We start from the raw sequence: 17,537 nt of genomic DNA on the forward strand, positions 1-17,537 counted from the left end.
ATTTTTGTTGACTTGCGGTACTGGTAAAGGTTTAATAGTTACAGCTGGTGAGGGTTGTGGTTGCGCCTCATTCTCTGCCGAAGTCTCACTTGTTTTAGGCAGAACTACAGCCGGCGTTTTGTCTTGACTAGCTTCAGCCGCATTACTGCCGTCATTTTGGAAACGTAAACTAAATGGATAACGACTGATTTGCTTCTCTGCTTTAGGCGCGTTTTGGGTGAAATATTCTCTGGTTTTTAGTTGCAGTTCGGGAGCAACTGCTCTGTCTTGGAACTGGATATCTAAGACTTTGCCTTCTGCATCTACTACCAATACACCTAAAACTATACCTTCCAAACCAGGTTTATCTGTGGAGATAGTCTTGCGAATGACTGTTTTTTCTTGCGAATTGGGGTATTGCTGCTGAAGTGCAGCTCTCAATCTTGCGTATGAGTTTACCTGTGTAACTTCAGTCTGTTCAGTTTGTTTAGAAGGTACATCAGGTAGATTCAAAGTAGAGCCTTGCTGCCATTTGGGGATGCTTTGATTAGCAAAGGCTAATTCATCTCCCACTGTCGGAGTTTTGCCAATGGGAGCTACCTTAGCTATATTTTCTCTAGGCTGTGTAGTTGCTGGATTAGGATTAGTATTTACTGGTGTCGCCGGTAGATTGTCAGGCAAATTGTCTGGTAACTTAGCTGCACTCAATTCTGGCAAGTTATCTACAGGTAGCGGTGTTGATGTTGTTGGTACTACCGCCTTGTCATCAAAACTCCGAGGAGTTACAGGTGTAAATCTATTTCTGGCAGCATTGAAGCCAGAATTATCGATTTGGAAATTGCGTCTAGGAGATATCCGCAAGGGCTGTCTTTGGGGCAAGGCAGCTATGCGATAATTTTCTGGTATGGTCTGAATTGGTGGCAGTGATAGCGGTGCTGCCACAGGTGGCGGTAAAGGCGGTAAGGTAGTCGTTGCAGCATTCAAACTCGGAGGAGTTTGTAATTGTAGTTGCGGCTGTTGAGGAAATTGATTTTGTAATAAAGGTAATTGAGCTTGCAGGGCAACTGGGTTACTACCTGGATTTTCTGGTAGCCGAATTTGATCAGCTGGATTGATTTCTACAACACCGACTGTGTTTTGAGAGGATGAGTCTTGTTGTTGATTAGAATTTACAGGCATTAAAGGCACAATTAATGCAATAGCACCATGAATTCCCACAGACGCTATTGCTGCTATTCCAGTTGGCTGGCTCAACAATTCAGGTATACTTTTAAACACGGAGACGTAAGACATAGCTGTTAATCGTTCACTCGGCTCGGTGGCAGTTGACTAGCAAAGCAATTCTATCTTGATGGCAATCAATGCGCCCCTACACAATCAATCATAGCTGCCGATGTTAGCACTCAAAACAGGATGATTTTTTGTTTTTTATGTAAGACCTGATAACACTTATATAAATATGACACTGGCTGACGAAGTTTTCCCTAATCCTGACTGAGAACGTTGAGTTTTTCACGGTATGGGTCGTTACCAGCTTAAACATAGGGTAATCAACTGTGAGAGCGATCGCATCTTTCTAAATGTATAGCTTAAATCGCTGGTGCAGAGGTAGAAGGATAAAAACTACGGTGGTTTTGATGAACATCAGCAAGTCGAGCTATATTAGCATATCTGCTGATTCTGAGAATGTTGCCAGGGTTGCTATTTTTCTTGGTTTGTTGTTCCTCAAATCTGAAAATTTAGAAAGCTCAGTTCAAAATGCCATTACCTACAATTATTGTACCGGGATATTTAGAAAGCGCGATCGCTTATCGTCAACTTGAAGCCGCTCTCAAAAATTTAGGTTTCCCAACCCTCACCGTACCACTGCGGCGGCGTGACTGGCTACCGACTATCGGCGGTAAACCTGTGACACCGATTTTGCAGCAGCTTGATCGCACTGTTCAACAAGCATTACAAAAATATAACGCTACTCAAGTTAATTTGATTGGTCACTCGGCTGGTGGTTGGATTTCCCGAATTTTCCTAGGAGAAAAGCCTTATGCCATGAATGTCTGGAATGCTCATCCTCTAGTAGCAACTCTCATTACCCTAGGCACTCCCCATACTAGCCAAGAACGTTGGACACGTTGGAATTTAGATTTTGTCAATAATAATTACCCCGGTGCATTTTATCAAAACGTGCATTACGTTTGCGTCGCTGGTCAAACTATTTTCGGGGAGCGACAACGTGGCAGTTGGTTAGCTTACAGCAGCTATCAATTAACTTGTGGCGAAGGTAATACCTGGGGTGATGGGATTACTCCCATTGCTGCTGCTCATTTAACAGGAGCAGAAAATTTGGTGATTGAAGGTGTGAGGCATTCGCCTAGAAGTAGAGGGATTTGGTATGGTTCACCAGAACCTTTAAACATTTGGGTACAGTATTTAGCTTGAAAACCGGGGCTAGGGGTTAGGGGCTAGGGTTAAAATTCAACCAAACATCTTATCATACCTCAATTGCTTTGCCAGATTCAGAAAAATTTATTTTTAATCATGTTTTTTAATAAAACTTAGTTACAATTGTAATAAAAATATATATTCACACCAATCACAGGAGGGGCGAGCCATGCAAAGCACCCAGTTTGATCGGATTTTGCGGCGAATAGCAACGATATTATCGGTCGTAATACTTTCCCTGTGCCTGATGTATGTCTCTACAGGAGTTTTACTGTCTTTTTACTACGAACCGACAGCAGGCGGGGCTTATAATTCCTTGAAAATGATTGATACAGAAGTCGCCTATGGTTGGTTATTCCATAGAGCGCATGATATATCAGGTAATGTGATGATTGCGATCGCCCTCATCCAAATTGTCGTTATGTTCTTAGGGCGGCAATTTCGCAACAGTTGGCTGGTAGCTTGGGTAAGTGGGATTTTCTTTACCCTGAGCGCGATTGGATTAGATTGGACAGCGATGATTCTCGATTGGACTCAAGAAGGCTACTGGCGGTTTAACATTGAGTTAGGCAATATTGAAGCTATTCCTGTCATCGGTACACAACTGCGAGATATCCTCACAGGTGGTGGAGCCATCAGCAGCATTACTGTCCAACATCTATATACCCTGCATAGCGATATCATCTCTGTTGTTGCCATCGTTTTGGCTGTAGTGCATTTTGCCGCTTTAATGTGGCAAGAACGGCAAATGTATACACAACCAACAGAGAAAACAATTCAACTTTCTGGCGCATCACTGGCGGAAGGTTAAGCCAATTTCCCTACAGGTAATTCTTCCAACTCTGGCAACTTTTCTAAAGCCAAGGGTGTAGACTGACTAGCACCAGATAACCGTTTTAACAGATTCGGTCTGGGGTCGTACAGCAGATAGATAATGCGATCGCCTACTTCCCATTCTTGATTAGCTGGGGTAATCTGTAGGCGTTCATCCCTCTCTACCAACAACGGCACTAATACCCCAGTCCGCATTTTCTCTTGAATACGTTCCTTTTGATGAGCAAACTCTGATTCATTCAGTGTAGTTGTTCCTAACTTCACCCGCCCATTCGTCAGGTACTCGTTCCAAGTTTTCACGGCTAAGTCAGAAACAAAAGCTTGCTGAACTTTATTATTAGCAGAATTATTCGTTTGGGGGTCACGGGGAAAAACTGCTAACACACGCGGCGGATTAAATTCCTCGGCTGCTCGTTGCGCCACCACGAAATTCACCTCACCATTATTCGTGATAGCTAAAAAAGTACCCATTGAGCTAAGTCCCGCTTCTTCCAACACCTCAGCATCTAAAGCACTACTAGCAATCACCCTAATATTTTGGGCTTCCGCTTGCTCTAAATATTCCGGCTCAGTATCGATGAGTACAACATTTTCTCCCCGTTCTTGAAAGAATCGGGCAATTAACAGACTTAAAGGATTACAACCAACAATTACCGCCCCTGTGGCTTCGTGAGAAGTAATTTCTAAGCATTGAGCCACCCAGCCAGCAGTCAGTCCTTGACAAACCACAGTCATGATAATCGTGAGGAATACTAAAGCCTTGATGGCATCACCACCATTGATCCCGTGCTGAGTTAGCAAAATCGCAAACAAAGAAGCAACAGAAGCAGATACAATCCCTCTAGGTGCAACCCAACTTAAGAATACTTTCTGTCGCCAGTTTAAATTACTGTTCCAAGTACACAACAGGATATTAACTGGACGCACAACAAACATCAATACCAAAACCGTCAACAAACTACCCCAACCCAAAGCCAACACACTGGCGATGGAAAGATCAGCCGCTAGCAGAATAAACAGTACAGAAACACTCAGAATTGTCAGTTGACCTTTGAAGCTACGCAATAGGCGTTCTTCGGGTACAGAAGAGTTAGCAAATACTGCTCCGGCGACTACGGTAGTCATCACCCCTGATTCACTGCGGATCATCTGCGCTAGGATAAACAACCCCCATAGCACCGCCAAAACTACCAAATTTTTCACCTCAAAGGAGAGAAACGTGGCACGTTTGAAAATCAGGCTCATGACATAACCGCCTACCCCACCAATCGCGCCACCAATACCAAGGCGCATCAGTAAACCGATAATGGCATTAATCGGGTCTGCATCACCGTTGATGATGGTGTCTAGCACCACGAAGGCGAGAATAGCACCAACCGGATCGATTAAAACCCCTTCCCCTTCTAGCAGCGTTGCTACTTGGCGGTCTACATTGATTTGTTTGAGTAGGGGGCCAATCACCGTTGGCCCTGTCACCACGACTATAGAGGCGTAGAGAAAAGCTATATTCCAAGGAAACTCACCCAACCAGTGAGCCGCCATACTGCCACCAATCAGCGTGACGAGAGTTCCCAAGGTTACGAGTAGTTGCAAGCTGAGAGAGACTCTACCCAACTCTCGCAAATCTAGGTTTAGTCCGCCTTCAAAGAGAATGATCGCCGTTGCTAGACCAACAATTACTTCCAGTCCAGTACCGAGCATTTGGGGATGCAATACCCCCAAACCATCAGAACCGAGCAAAATACCCAACATTAGTAACAGGACGATGCTAGGTACACGAAAGTAGGCAGCCAAAACCTGCGCGCTAATACCTGCAACGACAGTAATCACCATCTGTAGGGTGACTTCAAAAGATGCTTCCATGCTGTCGATGTTGAGTGGTGTGTTTCAAAATATTTTGTAAAGAATAATCAAGACTCCCTTTACAGGTTACAACATTAGACCTTGTATCCCTTGCTAAATTCAGAGTTTTTTTCCTACTTAGTCTTTCAAAATACTCTATTTCTGGCTAATTGGCGACAGAGTGTGACAATTAGCCAACAATTCATTAATTGTTTTATTATTCAACATAGGTAAAAATACAACATTTGATAGATGTACATAATCTGCCTAGTGTTAGATGTTTTCTGTGTAGGACAGAGGAGGCAGAGGAGCGGAGGAGATTTTTCCCCAGAAACTCTTGAATTTTGAATTTTGAATTTTGAATTTTGTAGCTTGCTTCCCGTAGGGTATGTTGAATTGATTTGTCCCCAGTCCCCAACCTGCCCAAAAAATTCTTTGCTCAAACCATTGACATTATCTCAAAAATCCGTTAAGTTATTAAATGTCTGAGGTTGATGCCCCCATCGTCTAGAGGCCTAGGACACCTCCCTTTCACGGAGGTAACGGGGATTCGAATTCCCCTGGGGGTATTAAATAATCGATTCTAAGAGTTAAACAGACTTAGCTAATAACTAACTGTTATTAACTATAACCAATCTGTCGTAGTCATTAACAGAAAATTCTTGGAATTGTTAAATTCCTGAAGTTTATGCCCTCATCGTCTAGAGGCCTAGGACACCTCCCTTTCACGGAGGTAACGGGGATTCGAATTCCCCTGGGGGTATTAAAATAAATCTAAACAGAGAAACAAACTTATCAAAACATAGTGGGAGTGTGAGAACCCCTGCTCTTTAGAGAGGGGATGTAGCTTGCTTCCCCGCAGGGGTAACACGACTCAACAGGTTTTAACCTGTTTTTTTAATGCGAGACTTATGGTAAATTTTTACTAATGATGCTGGTGAAAAACCCATAACAAAAAGCATCATAAGTTGACCAAAAGTATCCGTACAGCCAAGCAATTGGTCGAGGCGAGTAGGACTGTTTGAACCAGTCTAAGACCCTTTGGAGCAGAACAAACATTGCGGAGTGTAGCTTTAGCTCACGTAGCAATATCAGTTCGGAATCCTGGTTTTTCAAAGCCAGGAGAGTTCAATTGTGCTTAATTGTCACTTCCTACGGCTAGTGACGCTGTAGGAACTATTTTTTAAGTGAAAGACTGTAATCGCTGGTAAATCGCTAGCATATTAGATTTAAGATCCTGGCTTAAGCGACGTTCAATAATTGACACGGGCATAGTTAGCTTAGGCCAGATTTGGATTGTGTAACACAGATGAGTTCCTATAACTTGATCAAGGATATAAGGTTCTAGACACCAACGACCGGAGAAGCCCTTAAAATCACCTTCCACCATTTGAAAGTTGATTTCTTTGGGGAAATATTCTTCCAAGTCTAAAACCACACGAGCGCAAAAGTTGAAATTGAGTAAGCGTTGAGAACCGACTTGTTCTAACCTAATGCCACCGTTAGGATGCTCCAATAAAGAACTTGTGGCAAGGTTGGGAATAAAATCCGCTAAGGCTTCATAATCTGTAAGCACCTGCCAGACTCGCTCCACTGGCTGGGGAATCTGGACTTTAGCCGTAATTTGTCGCTGTCTCTCGGCAATTTTTTCAATTAGGACTTCTACTAGGGGTAAATTATCTGCATCCGCAATCAATTCGTCATTGAGATTGGGAGCAAGTGCCAAGTCCTCTGTGATGTTTTGTGGATTAGTCACTGTCAGAATATGTGTTACTGTCTTCAGAAAACTGGGGTAGAGTCAGGGTGAAACAAATTTCACTTAATGAAGAGTCGGGAATGGGGATACTTTCGACGGCGATCGCTCCATTGAGATGCTGCACCAAGGACTTAACTAAAGCTAGTCCTAAGCCAGTCCCCGGAGTCCAACGGCCTCCTCTCCCCCGACGGAACCTATCAAATATATAGGTGGCATCTTCTTCAGAAATGCCATGTCCTATGTTAGTCACTTTGATCATAACTTGATCAACTAGCTGATTAACTTGGTGACTGGCGTGTAGGTGAATAATCGTATTGCGCTCAGAGTATGTATGAGCATTATTCAATAACTCTTGCAGAATTCTGTCAAAGCTTTCCAGTTCGGTTTGCAGCTTTAACGACTGCTGTGGGATATCTAAATCTATGGTTAATCCTTTTTGTGCCAGTTTTGGGGTGATGGCATCAGTAAATGCTTGGATGCGAGCATTGACATTGATATTTTCATAGTGTGGCCGTTCTGGTTGCGTCTCTAGTTTTTGCAGAGTCAGCAAGTCATTAATTAAGTTGATTTCTTTGGCACACTCTTGTTCGAGGATATCCAAGTATCTTACTTGACGTTCTGGCGTAATCCCTGGCAATTTTAAGTTTTTGATCGACATCATCATATTCGTCAACGGGTAGCGTAGGCGATCGCTGATGTTGCTCATAAACTCGTCTTTGATTTGGTTGAGTTCCTGCAATTGCTCTACATATTGACGGGTTCTCTCGTGCAACTTGGCTTGTAGTTCCAGACTGCTTTGCAGTTTGGCGGTACGTTCATCGACTAAAGTTTGGACTTGCCGCAGTGTTTTTGACTGAATAATGGCGTTACTGACTTGCGCGCACACCATTTCTACCAGATTTAATTCTGCCAGTTGCCAGTTACGCGCCTCTGCTTGCTGTAGCACCAAAAAGCCGAGGACTTTGCCTTGATTTTCTAACGGCATTAAGAGTACAGATGGTAATTCTGTAATCGTCAACAATGGTGCAACGGCAAAGGTGTCTTGTATCTCCGTATAGTCGTTGATAATAACGGGTTTTCCCCCATCTGTGAACACACGCTGACATAACCCACAATCAGCCAACGAGAAAGATTTGGTTAAAGATTCTATGTGAACTTCTCTACGCCATTCACCCACAACATCGGCTTTTGCCTGGGGAATTTGTTTTTTCGCTGGAGTTCTAAACAGGGTATCTGTATATTTGAGCAAGATGAGCAAACCCCGATCTGCTTGGAGAGATTCGGCTGTGGATGCTATAGCTAACTGGAGCATTTGATTTAACTCCAAGTTACTCCGACTCAAGATAGTGAGTTGCTTAATTAAGCTTTGGTGTTGGTTGCTTTTTTGCAGGTATTGCTGTTGAGTAGCAATCAACTGTGCTTGTGTGACTAGGCTAAAAGCGATCGCACAAGGCAGTTCCACCGCTTTGAGAATTTGTTTTTCTGCTTCACCCCAATCATAAGATTGGAACTTAATCAGATTAATTACACCATTATTTTTACCTTGGAAGCGGGTGGGAATGGCTAAAACTGATTTGATTGGTAATGACCAGTGTTGACACCCGATGACTAAGCTATGTTGAATGATGGAAATATCTTCAATCGTAAATGGTTCCGTCGCACATTGCACCACGGGTAATTCCGTCAATAACCGTTCCGTTGAGAACAGTTCATCGTGTTGCCAGATTCCCAAATATTCAGCAGAACACCAACTAGCGGATTTGGCTTTAGTGGAGTCTTCGCCTGTGAGGGTAACTAAGCAACAACAATCTACTTGTGCGGCAACTCCCACCAACGCCGCAATCTCTTGCAACATTGATGTTGTTGTCTGTGGATTAGTAGCAATGATGTGATTAATTTGTTGTGCCAGATCGTTGGCTGTTGTTTCCTGATGCTGCATCAGTTTGACTGGGTATGTTTGAAGTCGCTCTGGGTCATCGGAGCATTCTGGCGGCGGTAGTAAATGCTTGTTCATTCGTGATATGCTCTCAAATAGTGGCCCTTTTTTACTTGCACCCAACTTTGTGGCATATTCCTCACCGTTAGTTGTGCAGTCCTAGCGGATGAATGGCAAATCCTGTCTTAATATTTTCTATCATTCTGTTATAGTCCCTTTCTTTTGCAGATGAGCAGGTTTTCCGTATATAAAAATAATTTATACATTAGATATAAAAATACACTCGGATTCTCCCCTAGACTTGAGTAACTTGTGTGTTACGCTTCACGGCAATATCAAGTAAATAGTTTGAACTTACAATATCGTGTTTATAACTAGACATAAACAGTATTTCTCTGGATTTTAGACCAAAATCTCATATTACTAAACCGCATTCTTACTGTTGCGGTTGCAATCACACCTGAAAAGGGAACAGGGAACAGGGAATAGGGAACAGGGAACAGGGAATAGGGAACTGTTCCCCAAATGCAGCCCAGTTATGCAGGAGGGCAAGAACTAGGCTGCATTGATGGAAATATAGGACGACTAACCGGCTAAACTTTCGACACTCAGAGGAACCATATCGCCATGTTTGGTGAGTCCTAATAACATTGGTTGTTGGGGTGGAATGACTTTGCCTGTGAGTACACAACGTTCTTCTTGTTGGGCGGTGGCGGCTATACTAGCTCGAATATCGTCGCGTGAAAATCGCGGTTTCCACTCTCCTGATTTTTGCTGGACATAATTCCAGAGGATATCTCGAATCAGGGCTTGATATCCCTGATTGCCAGCAATTGCTTTCAGTTTCTCTTTTAGTTCTCGCTCTAAACGGATGCTGGTAACTTCCATTTCGGTGGTTGAGGTGCGAGTAATTGTGTGCATGATTTTTCTCCTTTAAGGTATAGACAGGATAGTAATACAAGTGTAGTATGTTTAAAGCAATGTTCAATAGGTGAAGTTTTCTGTGAGATCCATTTACCCCATCTCTACTTTCTGGCGTACAACCAACTATCGATTTAGTTGGGAATCCGACGCTGTGGGAGTGGAGTATTTATTTATGGGTGATAGTGGCTACCAGCATAGACAAATCACAGAGAGTAATTATGAGTTTCTATCAGTCAATATTGATAAGCTGAATGCCAAACCACAACTAAAAGCAAGAAGCGGGAGGTACAGACAGAGAAATGCTGTACCAAAATAAGACCAAAAAAGTTACGGTCAATTTCTTATCCCCCGCTTCACCTCAATCAGAAGCGGGGGTTTTTTATTAAGGAGTGAAGCTGTGGCTATTGCAACGCCAGTGTTAGAGCAGTCTGTAGTGGTATTTTCGCAAAATTACTTACCACTGTGCCGGGTGAATATTAAGCGGGCTATTGTGCTATTAATCACCAATAAAGCCGAACCTTTGCTGGGTTCTACGGTCGATGGGTGGCGAGTTCACTCACCGAGTTTGATCGTGAATGTACCTAAATATATCCGCCTGAAAATCGCTGCTATTGAAAGATCATGGAAAGTTCCGCCGGTGAATCGACGGGAGGTTTTGCGGCGAGATCATTACAGTTGCCAATATTGCGGGAGTAATAAACGTTTAACACTAGATCATGTGCTTCCCAGGTCTAGAGGTGGTTCTCACTCTTGGGATAACGTAGTGACAGCTTGTGAAAGATGTAACTCTCGTAAAGGCGATCGCACCCCAACTGAGGCGGGTATGCAGTTACGTACTAAGCCAAAACCCCCAGTTCACCCGGCGGTAGCTTTTGCTTTGAGTGAAGCTTGGCAGGATGCGACACAATTTTGGATAGATGTGCAAGCAAACCTGGAATAACAGGAGAGCATAGGGAATGCTGAAATTAACTTACACTGAAAACGGTTTTTATTTAGAGTGTCTGGGTTTGTCTGTGGAAGAATGGGTACAAACGCGAGTCATTTTAGCGTTACGTGTTGCCCAAAGTTTATGCGTCGAACCCAGCACGGCTTCCTTTTTGCTACCTGCGGACTTACCAGGAATTGAAGCACTCAAGGCTGAAGCGAAACTGGCTAACAGTGAAATTATTGATTTATCTGTCTGTGATGCTGAGTATGTAGAAGTTTCCCTACGGGGTTATTGGCTATCAGATGGTTCTCAAGATGCTGATGGGGTGTTTGTGACGGCAATTAGTGATTCGTCTGATGTTGATGTCTCCCCTTCGCGCACAGAGTTCTTTTTACACAAGTTGTGGCGGGAGGCTCAAGCTTGTGCTTCTGTGATGAGTGAGGGGTAGAGGAGAACCCCTCCCCTGTAAGGAGAGGGGGGTTTTTTTCGCTATTCTCTTGTAGGGAAGGGGGTATAGATGTAGGTTGGGTTAAGTGCAGCGCAACCCAACTCTTATAACAATTTTAAGAAAGAATGTGACAGATATATACGCGCAAACCCTTGTGATGTCTATTTTTCTTCATTTTGAATTTTGAATTTTGAATTTTGAATTGATATTAGATTGGTGTTGGGTTTCCTTGCGTCAAGTCAACCTACAATTTTTTTGCATCATTTTAGTCGTGTCAGTCCACTGCTGGAATATACTATCGCTGAAGGTAAAGCAGAAATAATATGGTGCGGTGGTTTTTTTCAGTAGTTTTACTGTTGCTTTTAGTGGGTTGTGGTAATGTTGGCTTGCTGCCAACTAGCGAGTTGGTGCAGAAGGCGATCGCACTCCAGCTAGCACAAACCCAAGCACAACTTAATCAACATTTGGATCTGAATTTTCAAGGGTTTGAAATTAAACACCTGAAAATTAGCCGGGAAGAACCTCTGACGGTGGAAAGTTTACCGGCTTTTCGTGTGCGGGGAACTTATGATTTAATTTTTCAGCTACCTAAGAGACAGTTAACTAAACTGCAACAGCCTTTTGAGGTTTACTTACAAATTCAACAAGAAGGTAAAACTTGGCGGTTGCTGTTACCTAGTAAGGATAGTCTAGATGCTGCAACTGTTTGGCGTAGCTATCTCATCCCATAGAGAATATATGCAGCTAGAAAAACTATCACATACTTTTATATGCCGAAGCTAAAACTTAACCATGATTAAGGTGATTGTTTCACCATAGTCAGGGTTATATGTATTTCAATTTGTTTATTAGTTCGATAGCGGGTATTGTGGCGGTGGTGCTACTCGGTTTTGGGGTGCTGCAATGGTTTCATGTACCAGCCGGGAGTTTTCTTGATTGGGTAATTGGGGGTGCGAGTTTCTGGTGGTTGTTAGTAATTGTGACTGTACCCTGGAATATTCATTTTCAAGCTAAACAGGTGTTAGCGGAAGCCGCACAGTCTCAGGAAAAGGATATACCTGTAGATGATAGACAAGTGCAGTATGTCCAGGTTTTAGCCAAGCGATCGCTTTGGTTGGCTTTGGGTTTACACTTGTTATCAGCTATTGGTCTTTATACTCTCGCCGCCACGGGGATTAGTGCTGTAGGCTATATTAGCTCTGGCGCAGCTTTGTTATTAACTATTTTGCGTCCGGCTATCCGTGCTTATGAATATTTATATGCGCGGTTGACAATGATTAGTCAAGAGTGGAAGTATCCCCGTGAGGATATTGTCGAACTGCGTCAGCGTTTCTTTGAACTAGAGCAGAAAGTCCAGGTTTTAGAAGAACAATTGAATTTAGAGCAGCCCTATTCATTAGCAGCGACACAACAACGCTTTTCTGAAGAAACTCGCCGGGATTTAGCGAAAATTGCCGCTAATTTAGAAGAATTGCGCGCTACTAATCAAACCGAACACGAACGATTAAGCCGGGAAGCCAGGAATGCGATCGCGCAACTTTCCACAGATGGGCAATTTTTGGATCATGTCCGCGAAATCATTAGATTTTTTAAGACAGCCTAATCAGTATCGCTATTTAAGACAGTAATGCTACCATATCTCGCTCTTTACGTCTTGTACCTAAAGGTAGAAAATAAAGGTTAACTTAAGTTTAACTAGGGTTTAACTTGGGCTACCTCAAAAGAGTGATTTCCCAATCAACTACCCGAAACCTGCAAATCTATCTCCGGTGCAACTGAGGTAAAATGACGCAACCTTGCAATCAACTCAAAGAGTGGGAAGAACGTCGTGATGAAGCAAGTAACTACTACAGGCAGGGAAAGTTTCAAGAGTCTTTAAATTTGGCGAGCGAAAATTTACGTTTAGCAAGAGCGATTCCAGATAAAGCGAGAGAAGGTCATACATTAAATGATATAGGTTTGGCTTATCTGGGTTGTTGTCAATTTGAGCTAGCAATAGATTATTTTCATCAGGCTTTAGCTGTTGCGGTTGAGCTTGGTAACTTACAAGCCGAAGCCACAGCATTGAGTAATTTAGGTTCTACCTGTAGCCGTTTAGGACAACTTTCTCAGGCGTTGGAGTATCTGGAGAAAGCAGCGCAAATGTTTCGGGAATTGCAAGACTCACAAGGGGAAGTATCTACACTCAATGATGTAGCACTAATTTACATCAGGTTGGGTGAACCGAAGCGATCGCTCTTGCTACAACACCAAATTTTAGCCATGCGGCGATTACTGGGCGACTTTTCCGGTGAGGCAACAAGCTTAAATGGATTGGGATATGCTTACAGTGCTTTGGGTGACTATAAAAAAGCTTTAGAACATTTAGAAGCAGCATTACCAATTCAAAAAGCTGGGAGGAATGTCATAGGGCAAGCCATCACCTTAAATAATATTGCCTCTATTTATATCGATATAGGACAACCGAAACAAGCACTATTAATTTATCATCAAGTGCTGTTATCCCGTCGGACATTAGGCGATCGCATCGGTGAAGCAAACACCCTCAACAATATCGGTTTTACCTACAATAAATTAGGCATTCATCGCAAAGCACTGAAATTTTTTAAACAAACCTTAGCAATATATCAAGAACAGGGAGATATTCTCGGAGAAATTTCCACATTGCTCAATATGGGTAGCGTTTATGTGATGACAAAACGTAAACAGTTAGCGCGGACTTGTTACCACAACGCCCAACAATTAGCATTGAAAATCGAAAATACCTCACTATTAGAAAAGGTAAAACAATTTATGGATGCGCTGTAGTCATTAGTTATTAGTCATTAGTCATTAGTCAATGGGGACTGTTGACTAATGACTGTTGACTGAGAAAGAATTTCTACCTCATCCCCCTCATCCCCAATCCCCAGTCTCTACAATCGGTTGGCGTTTAAGAATCCGGCTGATTCATAGAGACGTTTGACCATAGCTGTGATTTTTGTACCATAATCTAAATCAGCAGACCAACGTCCTGATAATTGATCCACTAAGGGAGCAACACCACGGGTAACAAAACGAAACCGAGGATCAACGACTTCATTAACTAAAGGTTCTAGACTGGCGTAGGCTTTCAGGTGTTGGATATGCGCCCTGACTCCAATTCTGGCACTAGGAAAGGAAGCTGTCTCTGCACCGCCGCCAATCGAACCTAAACCAGCAAAGTTATTTTGTTGAGGTTGAATGTCTCCGCCAAAGCGTAAAAATCCTGTTTCTAGGCACATTTGGCAAAAAGCAATGTCATAATTTACGCCCTCAATGCTGGCTTCTTCTCGATAGAGTTTTGGTAAGTCAGGAAACTGATTGAGGGCATTTTCATTGTTGTTTCTCAGAAATATTTGTAACTCAACTTCTGAGGTATTACCATTAGACATGATGCGGTCAAATTGACCAGGGCAAATGATTAAATTGGAACGTAAAATGACAGTGGTAGTTGCTCCATCCCAGCCGACAGCAACATTAAAATCTCGCAATTCTATGGCTTTAATATACACCACTTTACGATAGGTAATCCGATTAACATTAGGTGCTTTTGACAAGTCAATCCGCAACCGATCTACTAAATCAATCGGAATGTAAGAGTTACCGTTGACTAAAATTCCTTGTTCGGCGTAATTTTGGCCGTTAATGTTGATGTTGATGGCTCGATAAGTGGGTTCTGGGGGACTTCCAGGGGTGGGATCTATCACTCGACTCCAAGATGCTAACCCATCGGCAATACCTAAAGCGAAATCTCGACGGCGATTTTGTAACAATGCCCTATCTTCTGGATTGCTGAGGAAGCCGACTTGTAATAATAAAGAAGCTATTCTAATTTGCCGACAAAAGGCTAAACTGCCCAAACCACTATCTGTGTCAGGTTTTACGCCTCGGTTTGGCAGTTGCGGTACACGGCGTAATAGTCCGACTAATAGCAATTCGCCATTGCTTTTACGCTCGTTATTTGTGGCAATATAATAAACACTGGCTCCCCGTACAGTGGGGCTACTAGCAGCATCGGCATGAATCTCTAAAGCGACATCACCCCTACGCCCACGGGCATTAATCCAAGCGAGAGTACCCGCAGCACTCAGATCATCGGGAACAGACAAAACTTCAAAATTCCGCGATCGCAGTTCTGTTACAATCAAATCGCGCAACAGAATCATCTCCCTAGCTTCCGTCGTACCACCAGCGATAGAACCGGGATCAATACCTCTTGCCTCTCGCCCTCCGTGGGCTGCTGAAATAAATATACGCCCCATTTACCGTAATTCCTCTTAAAAAAATCAGCCTCAGCAATTCTATAGAATATTCTTCCTTGGGCAACAACAATATAATATCCATCAGGAGCGATTCAACATTGATTTTTTGCTATTTCTCCCAATGTCTTAAGGAAGGATGAGGGCAGGGGAGGCAGGGGAGGCAGGGGAGGCAGGGGAGAAAAACTAATGACTAATGACTAATGACTAATAACTAATGACTAATGACTAATATGCAAATTCCTCGCTTGCACCCAGACACAATTGAAGAAGTTAAACAGCGTGTTGATATTGTCGATGTGGTATCAAACTACGTAGTTTTGCGTAGGCGTGGTAAGGATTTTGTGGGGTTGTGTCCTTTCCATGATGAAAAAAGTCCTAGTTTCACGGTTAGCCCCAATAAGCAAATGTATTATTGCTTCGGCTGTTTAGCTGGGGGGAATGCAATTAAATTTTTGATGGATTTGGGTAAGCAATCTTTCGCTGAGGTGGTGTTAGATTTAGCACGGCGTTATCAAATCCCTGTGCAAACTCTTGCACCAGAACAACGTCAAGAGTTACAGCGTCAGTTGTCTCTACGAGAACAATTATATGAGGTTCTGGCTTCGGCGGCTCAGTTTTATCAACACGCTTTGCGCCAATCCCAAGGGCAAGGGGCGATGCAATATTTACGAAGCGATCGCCTCCTCAATGAAGCTACTATCCAGCAGTTTGGTTTGGGTTATGCGCCCCCAGGTTGGGAAACTCTCCACCGCTATTTGGTAGAGGATAAGCATTACCCGGTGCAGTTGGTGGAAAAGGCGGGATTGATTAAACCGCGCAAGGAAGGAAACGGATATTATGATGTATTCCGCGATCGCTTGATGATTCCTATTCGTGATGTACAAGGGCGAGTTATTGGCTTTGGTGGTAGAACTTTAACTGATGAACAACCGAAATATTTGAATTCACCAGATACGGAATTATTTAATAAGGGTAAAACTTTATTTGCATTAGATGAAGCTAAAGCCGGGATTTCTCAACTCGATCAAGTGGTGGTTGTAGAAGGATATTTTGATGCGATCGCTCTCCATGCGGCGGGTATTAATAATGCTGTTGCTTCCCTTGGTACGGCGTTGAGTTTGGAACAAGTCAGGCTGATGTTACGTTACACTGACTCTAAACAATTGGTTCTCAATTTTGATGCTGATAAAGCCGGAACTAACGCCGCATCAAGGGCAATTGGGGAAATCGCTGATTTAGCTTATAGAGGTGAAGTTAAACTCAAAATTCTTAATATTCCCGATGGCAAAGATGCGGATGAGTTTTTGCGTTCTCATAGTCGAGAAGATTATGACCAATTATTAGCAAATGCGCCTTTGTGGATAGATTGGCAGATTCAGCAAATTCTCAAAGACCGGAATTTAAAACAGGCTACAGATTTTCAACAAGTTACACAAGAAATAGTTAAGTTACTCAAAAATATAGTTAATAGCGATACACGCAATTATTATGTTTCTTATTGTGCGGAAATCCTCAGTTTAGGCGATGCGCGACTCACACCTTTAAGAGTCGAAAATCTCTTAACTCAAATCGCTCCAACTGCGGCTACATATTCTCAGCCTGTACCTATCAAGAGAAGCGATAATACTAGAAAAGTTTCCCAAATTCCCACCACAGAAAAAAGTCTTCTGGAACAAGCTGAGGCTTTGTTACTGCGGATTTATTTACATTGTCGGGAACAGCGTCAAGTGATTATTGCTGAGTTAGAAGAACGGTGTTTAGAGTTTAGTCTTTCTCATCATCGTTTTTTGTGGAGTCAGATTTTAGAGTTGATAGAGGTGGAAGTTGATTTAATATCGAAGTTACAAGATAGATATTTAGAATTAGGTGAAGATGTCAGCTTAATTTCTCATCTGTTGCATTTGAATGAGATAAATAAAAAAGAATTGATTCGGACTCCTCAAGTTGTGCAAGCTGCCCTGGCTTGTATGCAAAGGGTGTTAACAGAAAAACGTTATCGTCACTTTTTGGAACTGTGGCAAGAAACTGATCACGAGGCTGAACCGGAAAAATGGGAGTCCTATTATAAAGCTTTTTATGCGGAAAAGTTGAAGCTTCAGGAGTTAGACGAACAGCGTAAATTCTCACTCACTGATTTGGTTTAAATCTGATTAATTGATATCTGTTTT

At 42.8% G+C, this 17,537-nt stretch carries 15 protein-coding genes and 2 tRNA genes; 11 read left to right on the top strand and 6 right to left on the bottom strand.

From position 1 onward, the window contains the following. Positions 1 to 1,272 (bottom strand): hypothetical protein (locus AACS98_RS14620; RefSeq protein WP_066381069.1); only part of this gene is annotated, 1,272 nt, incomplete at its 3' end. A 465-nt stretch (positions 1,273 to 1,737) separates the two neighbouring features. Between AACS98_RS14620 and AACS98_RS14625 the strand changes: the two genes are divergently transcribed. Continuing rightward, positions 1,738 to 2,415, top strand: a complete 678-nt coding sequence (locus AACS98_RS14625) for an esterase/lipase family protein (RefSeq protein ID WP_066381071.1) — start codon at positions 1,738 to 1,740, stop codon at positions 2,413 to 2,415. Positions 2,416 to 2,587: 172 nt separating this feature from the next. After that, positions 2,588 to 3,229, top strand: a complete 642-nt coding sequence (locus AACS98_RS14630; RefSeq protein ID WP_066381073.1) for a cytochrome b N-terminal domain-containing protein — start codon at positions 2,588 to 2,590, stop codon at positions 3,227 to 3,229. Here the strand turns inward: AACS98_RS14630 and AACS98_RS14635 are convergent. Further along, entirely contained in the window at positions 3,226 to 5,115 is a 1,890-nt protein-coding gene (locus AACS98_RS14635; RefSeq protein WP_066381074.1) for a cation:proton antiporter, read from the bottom strand. The two genes, AACS98_RS14630 and AACS98_RS14635, sit on opposite strands and share 4 nt — an antisense overlap. 475 nt (positions 5,116 to 5,590) lie before the next feature. On the opposite strand from AACS98_RS14635, the gene AACS98_RS14640 reads away from it, so the two are divergent. Together AACS98_RS14640 and AACS98_RS14645 are read left to right on the top strand one after the other, a co-directional pair. Then, a tRNA-Glu gene (locus AACS98_RS14640) sits at positions 5,591 to 5,663 on the top strand. 121 nt (positions 5,664 to 5,784) lie between these two features. After that, positions 5,785 to 5,857, top strand: a tRNA-Glu gene (locus tag AACS98_RS14645). Positions 5,858 to 6,277: 420 nt separating this feature from the next. On the opposite strand, the gene AACS98_RS14650 is transcribed toward AACS98_RS14645, so the two are convergent. The 3 genes from AACS98_RS14650 to AACS98_RS14660 form a co-directional block, all read right to left on the bottom strand. Further along, positions 6,278 to 6,850, bottom strand: a complete 573-nt coding sequence (locus tag AACS98_RS14650) for an SRPBCC family protein (RefSeq protein WP_066381076.1) — start codon at positions 6,848 to 6,850, stop codon at positions 6,278 to 6,280. Continuing rightward, complete coding sequence (locus AACS98_RS14655; protein WP_066381078.1) at positions 6,843 to 8,864, bottom strand: GAF domain-containing sensor histidine kinase; 2,022 nt, start codon at positions 8,862 to 8,864, stop codon at positions 6,843 to 6,845. Before AACS98_RS14655 ends, AACS98_RS14650 begins: the two co-directional genes overlap by 8 nt. A gap of 507 nt (positions 8,865 to 9,371) precedes the next feature. Then, positions 9,372 to 9,707 (bottom strand): hypothetical protein, encoded by a 336-nt coding sequence (locus tag AACS98_RS14660; protein WP_066381080.1) that lies wholly within the window; start codon positions 9,705 to 9,707, stop codon positions 9,372 to 9,374. Positions 9,708 to 9,789: 82 nt separating this feature from the next. Here AACS98_RS14660 and AACS98_RS14665 point away from each other — a divergent pair, with 82 nt between their 5' ends. The 6 genes from AACS98_RS14665 (at position 9,790) to AACS98_RS14690 (ending at position 13,894) form a co-directional block, all read left to right on the top strand. Next, positions 9,790 to 10,026 carry a hypothetical protein gene (locus tag AACS98_RS14665; protein ID WP_339373707.1) on the top strand — a complete coding sequence of 79 codons (237 nt, stop codon included), beginning with the start codon at positions 9,790 to 9,792 and terminating at the stop codon, positions 10,024 to 10,026. An 81-nt stretch (positions 10,027 to 10,107) separates the two neighbouring features. After that, a complete protein-coding gene (locus AACS98_RS14670; RefSeq protein ID WP_066381083.1) occupies positions 10,108 to 10,650 on the top strand; it encodes an HNH endonuclease in 543 nt (180 codons plus the stop codon). 16 nt (positions 10,651 to 10,666) lie between these two features. Continuing rightward, on the top strand, positions 10,667 to 11,086 hold the full coding sequence (locus tag AACS98_RS14675) for an alr0857 family protein (RefSeq protein WP_066381085.1): 420 nt from the start codon (positions 10,667 to 10,669) through the stop codon (positions 11,084 to 11,086). Between the two features lie 323 nt (positions 11,087 to 11,409). After that, a complete protein-coding gene (locus tag AACS98_RS14680) occupies positions 11,410 to 11,817 on the top strand; it encodes a hypothetical protein (RefSeq protein WP_066381088.1) in 408 nt (135 codons plus the stop codon). A gap of 98 nt (positions 11,818 to 11,915) precedes the next feature. Further along, complete coding sequence (locus AACS98_RS14685; RefSeq protein ID WP_066381090.1) at positions 11,916 to 12,689, top strand: hypothetical protein; 774 nt, start codon at positions 11,916 to 11,918, stop codon at positions 12,687 to 12,689. Positions 12,690 to 12,871: 182 nt separating this feature from the next. Next, the gene (locus AACS98_RS14690; RefSeq protein ID WP_066381092.1) at positions 12,872 to 13,894 is read left to right on the top strand and encodes a tetratricopeptide repeat protein; all 1,023 of its coding nucleotides are present in this window, start codon (positions 12,872 to 12,874) and stop codon (positions 13,892 to 13,894) included. Between the two features lie 107 nt (positions 13,895 to 14,001). On the opposite strand, the gene tftA is transcribed toward AACS98_RS14690, so the two are convergent. Next, entirely contained in the window at positions 14,002 to 15,369 is a 1,368-nt protein-coding gene (gene tftA, locus AACS98_RS14695) for a hormogonium tapered terminus morphoprotein TftA (protein WP_066381094.1), read from the bottom strand. A gap of 230 nt (positions 15,370 to 15,599) precedes the next feature. On the opposite strand from tftA, the gene dnaG reads away from it, so the two are divergent. Next, a complete protein-coding gene (gene dnaG, locus AACS98_RS14700; protein WP_066381096.1) occupies positions 15,600 to 17,513 on the top strand; it encodes a DNA primase in 1,914 nt (637 codons plus the stop codon). Positions 17,514 to 17,537 lie beyond the last annotated feature (24 nt).

It is taken from the genome of Anabaena sp. CA = ATCC 33047, from assembly GCF_963870205.1.
GTDB lineage: Bacteria > Cyanobacteriota > Cyanobacteriia > Cyanobacteriales > Nostocaceae > Trichormus.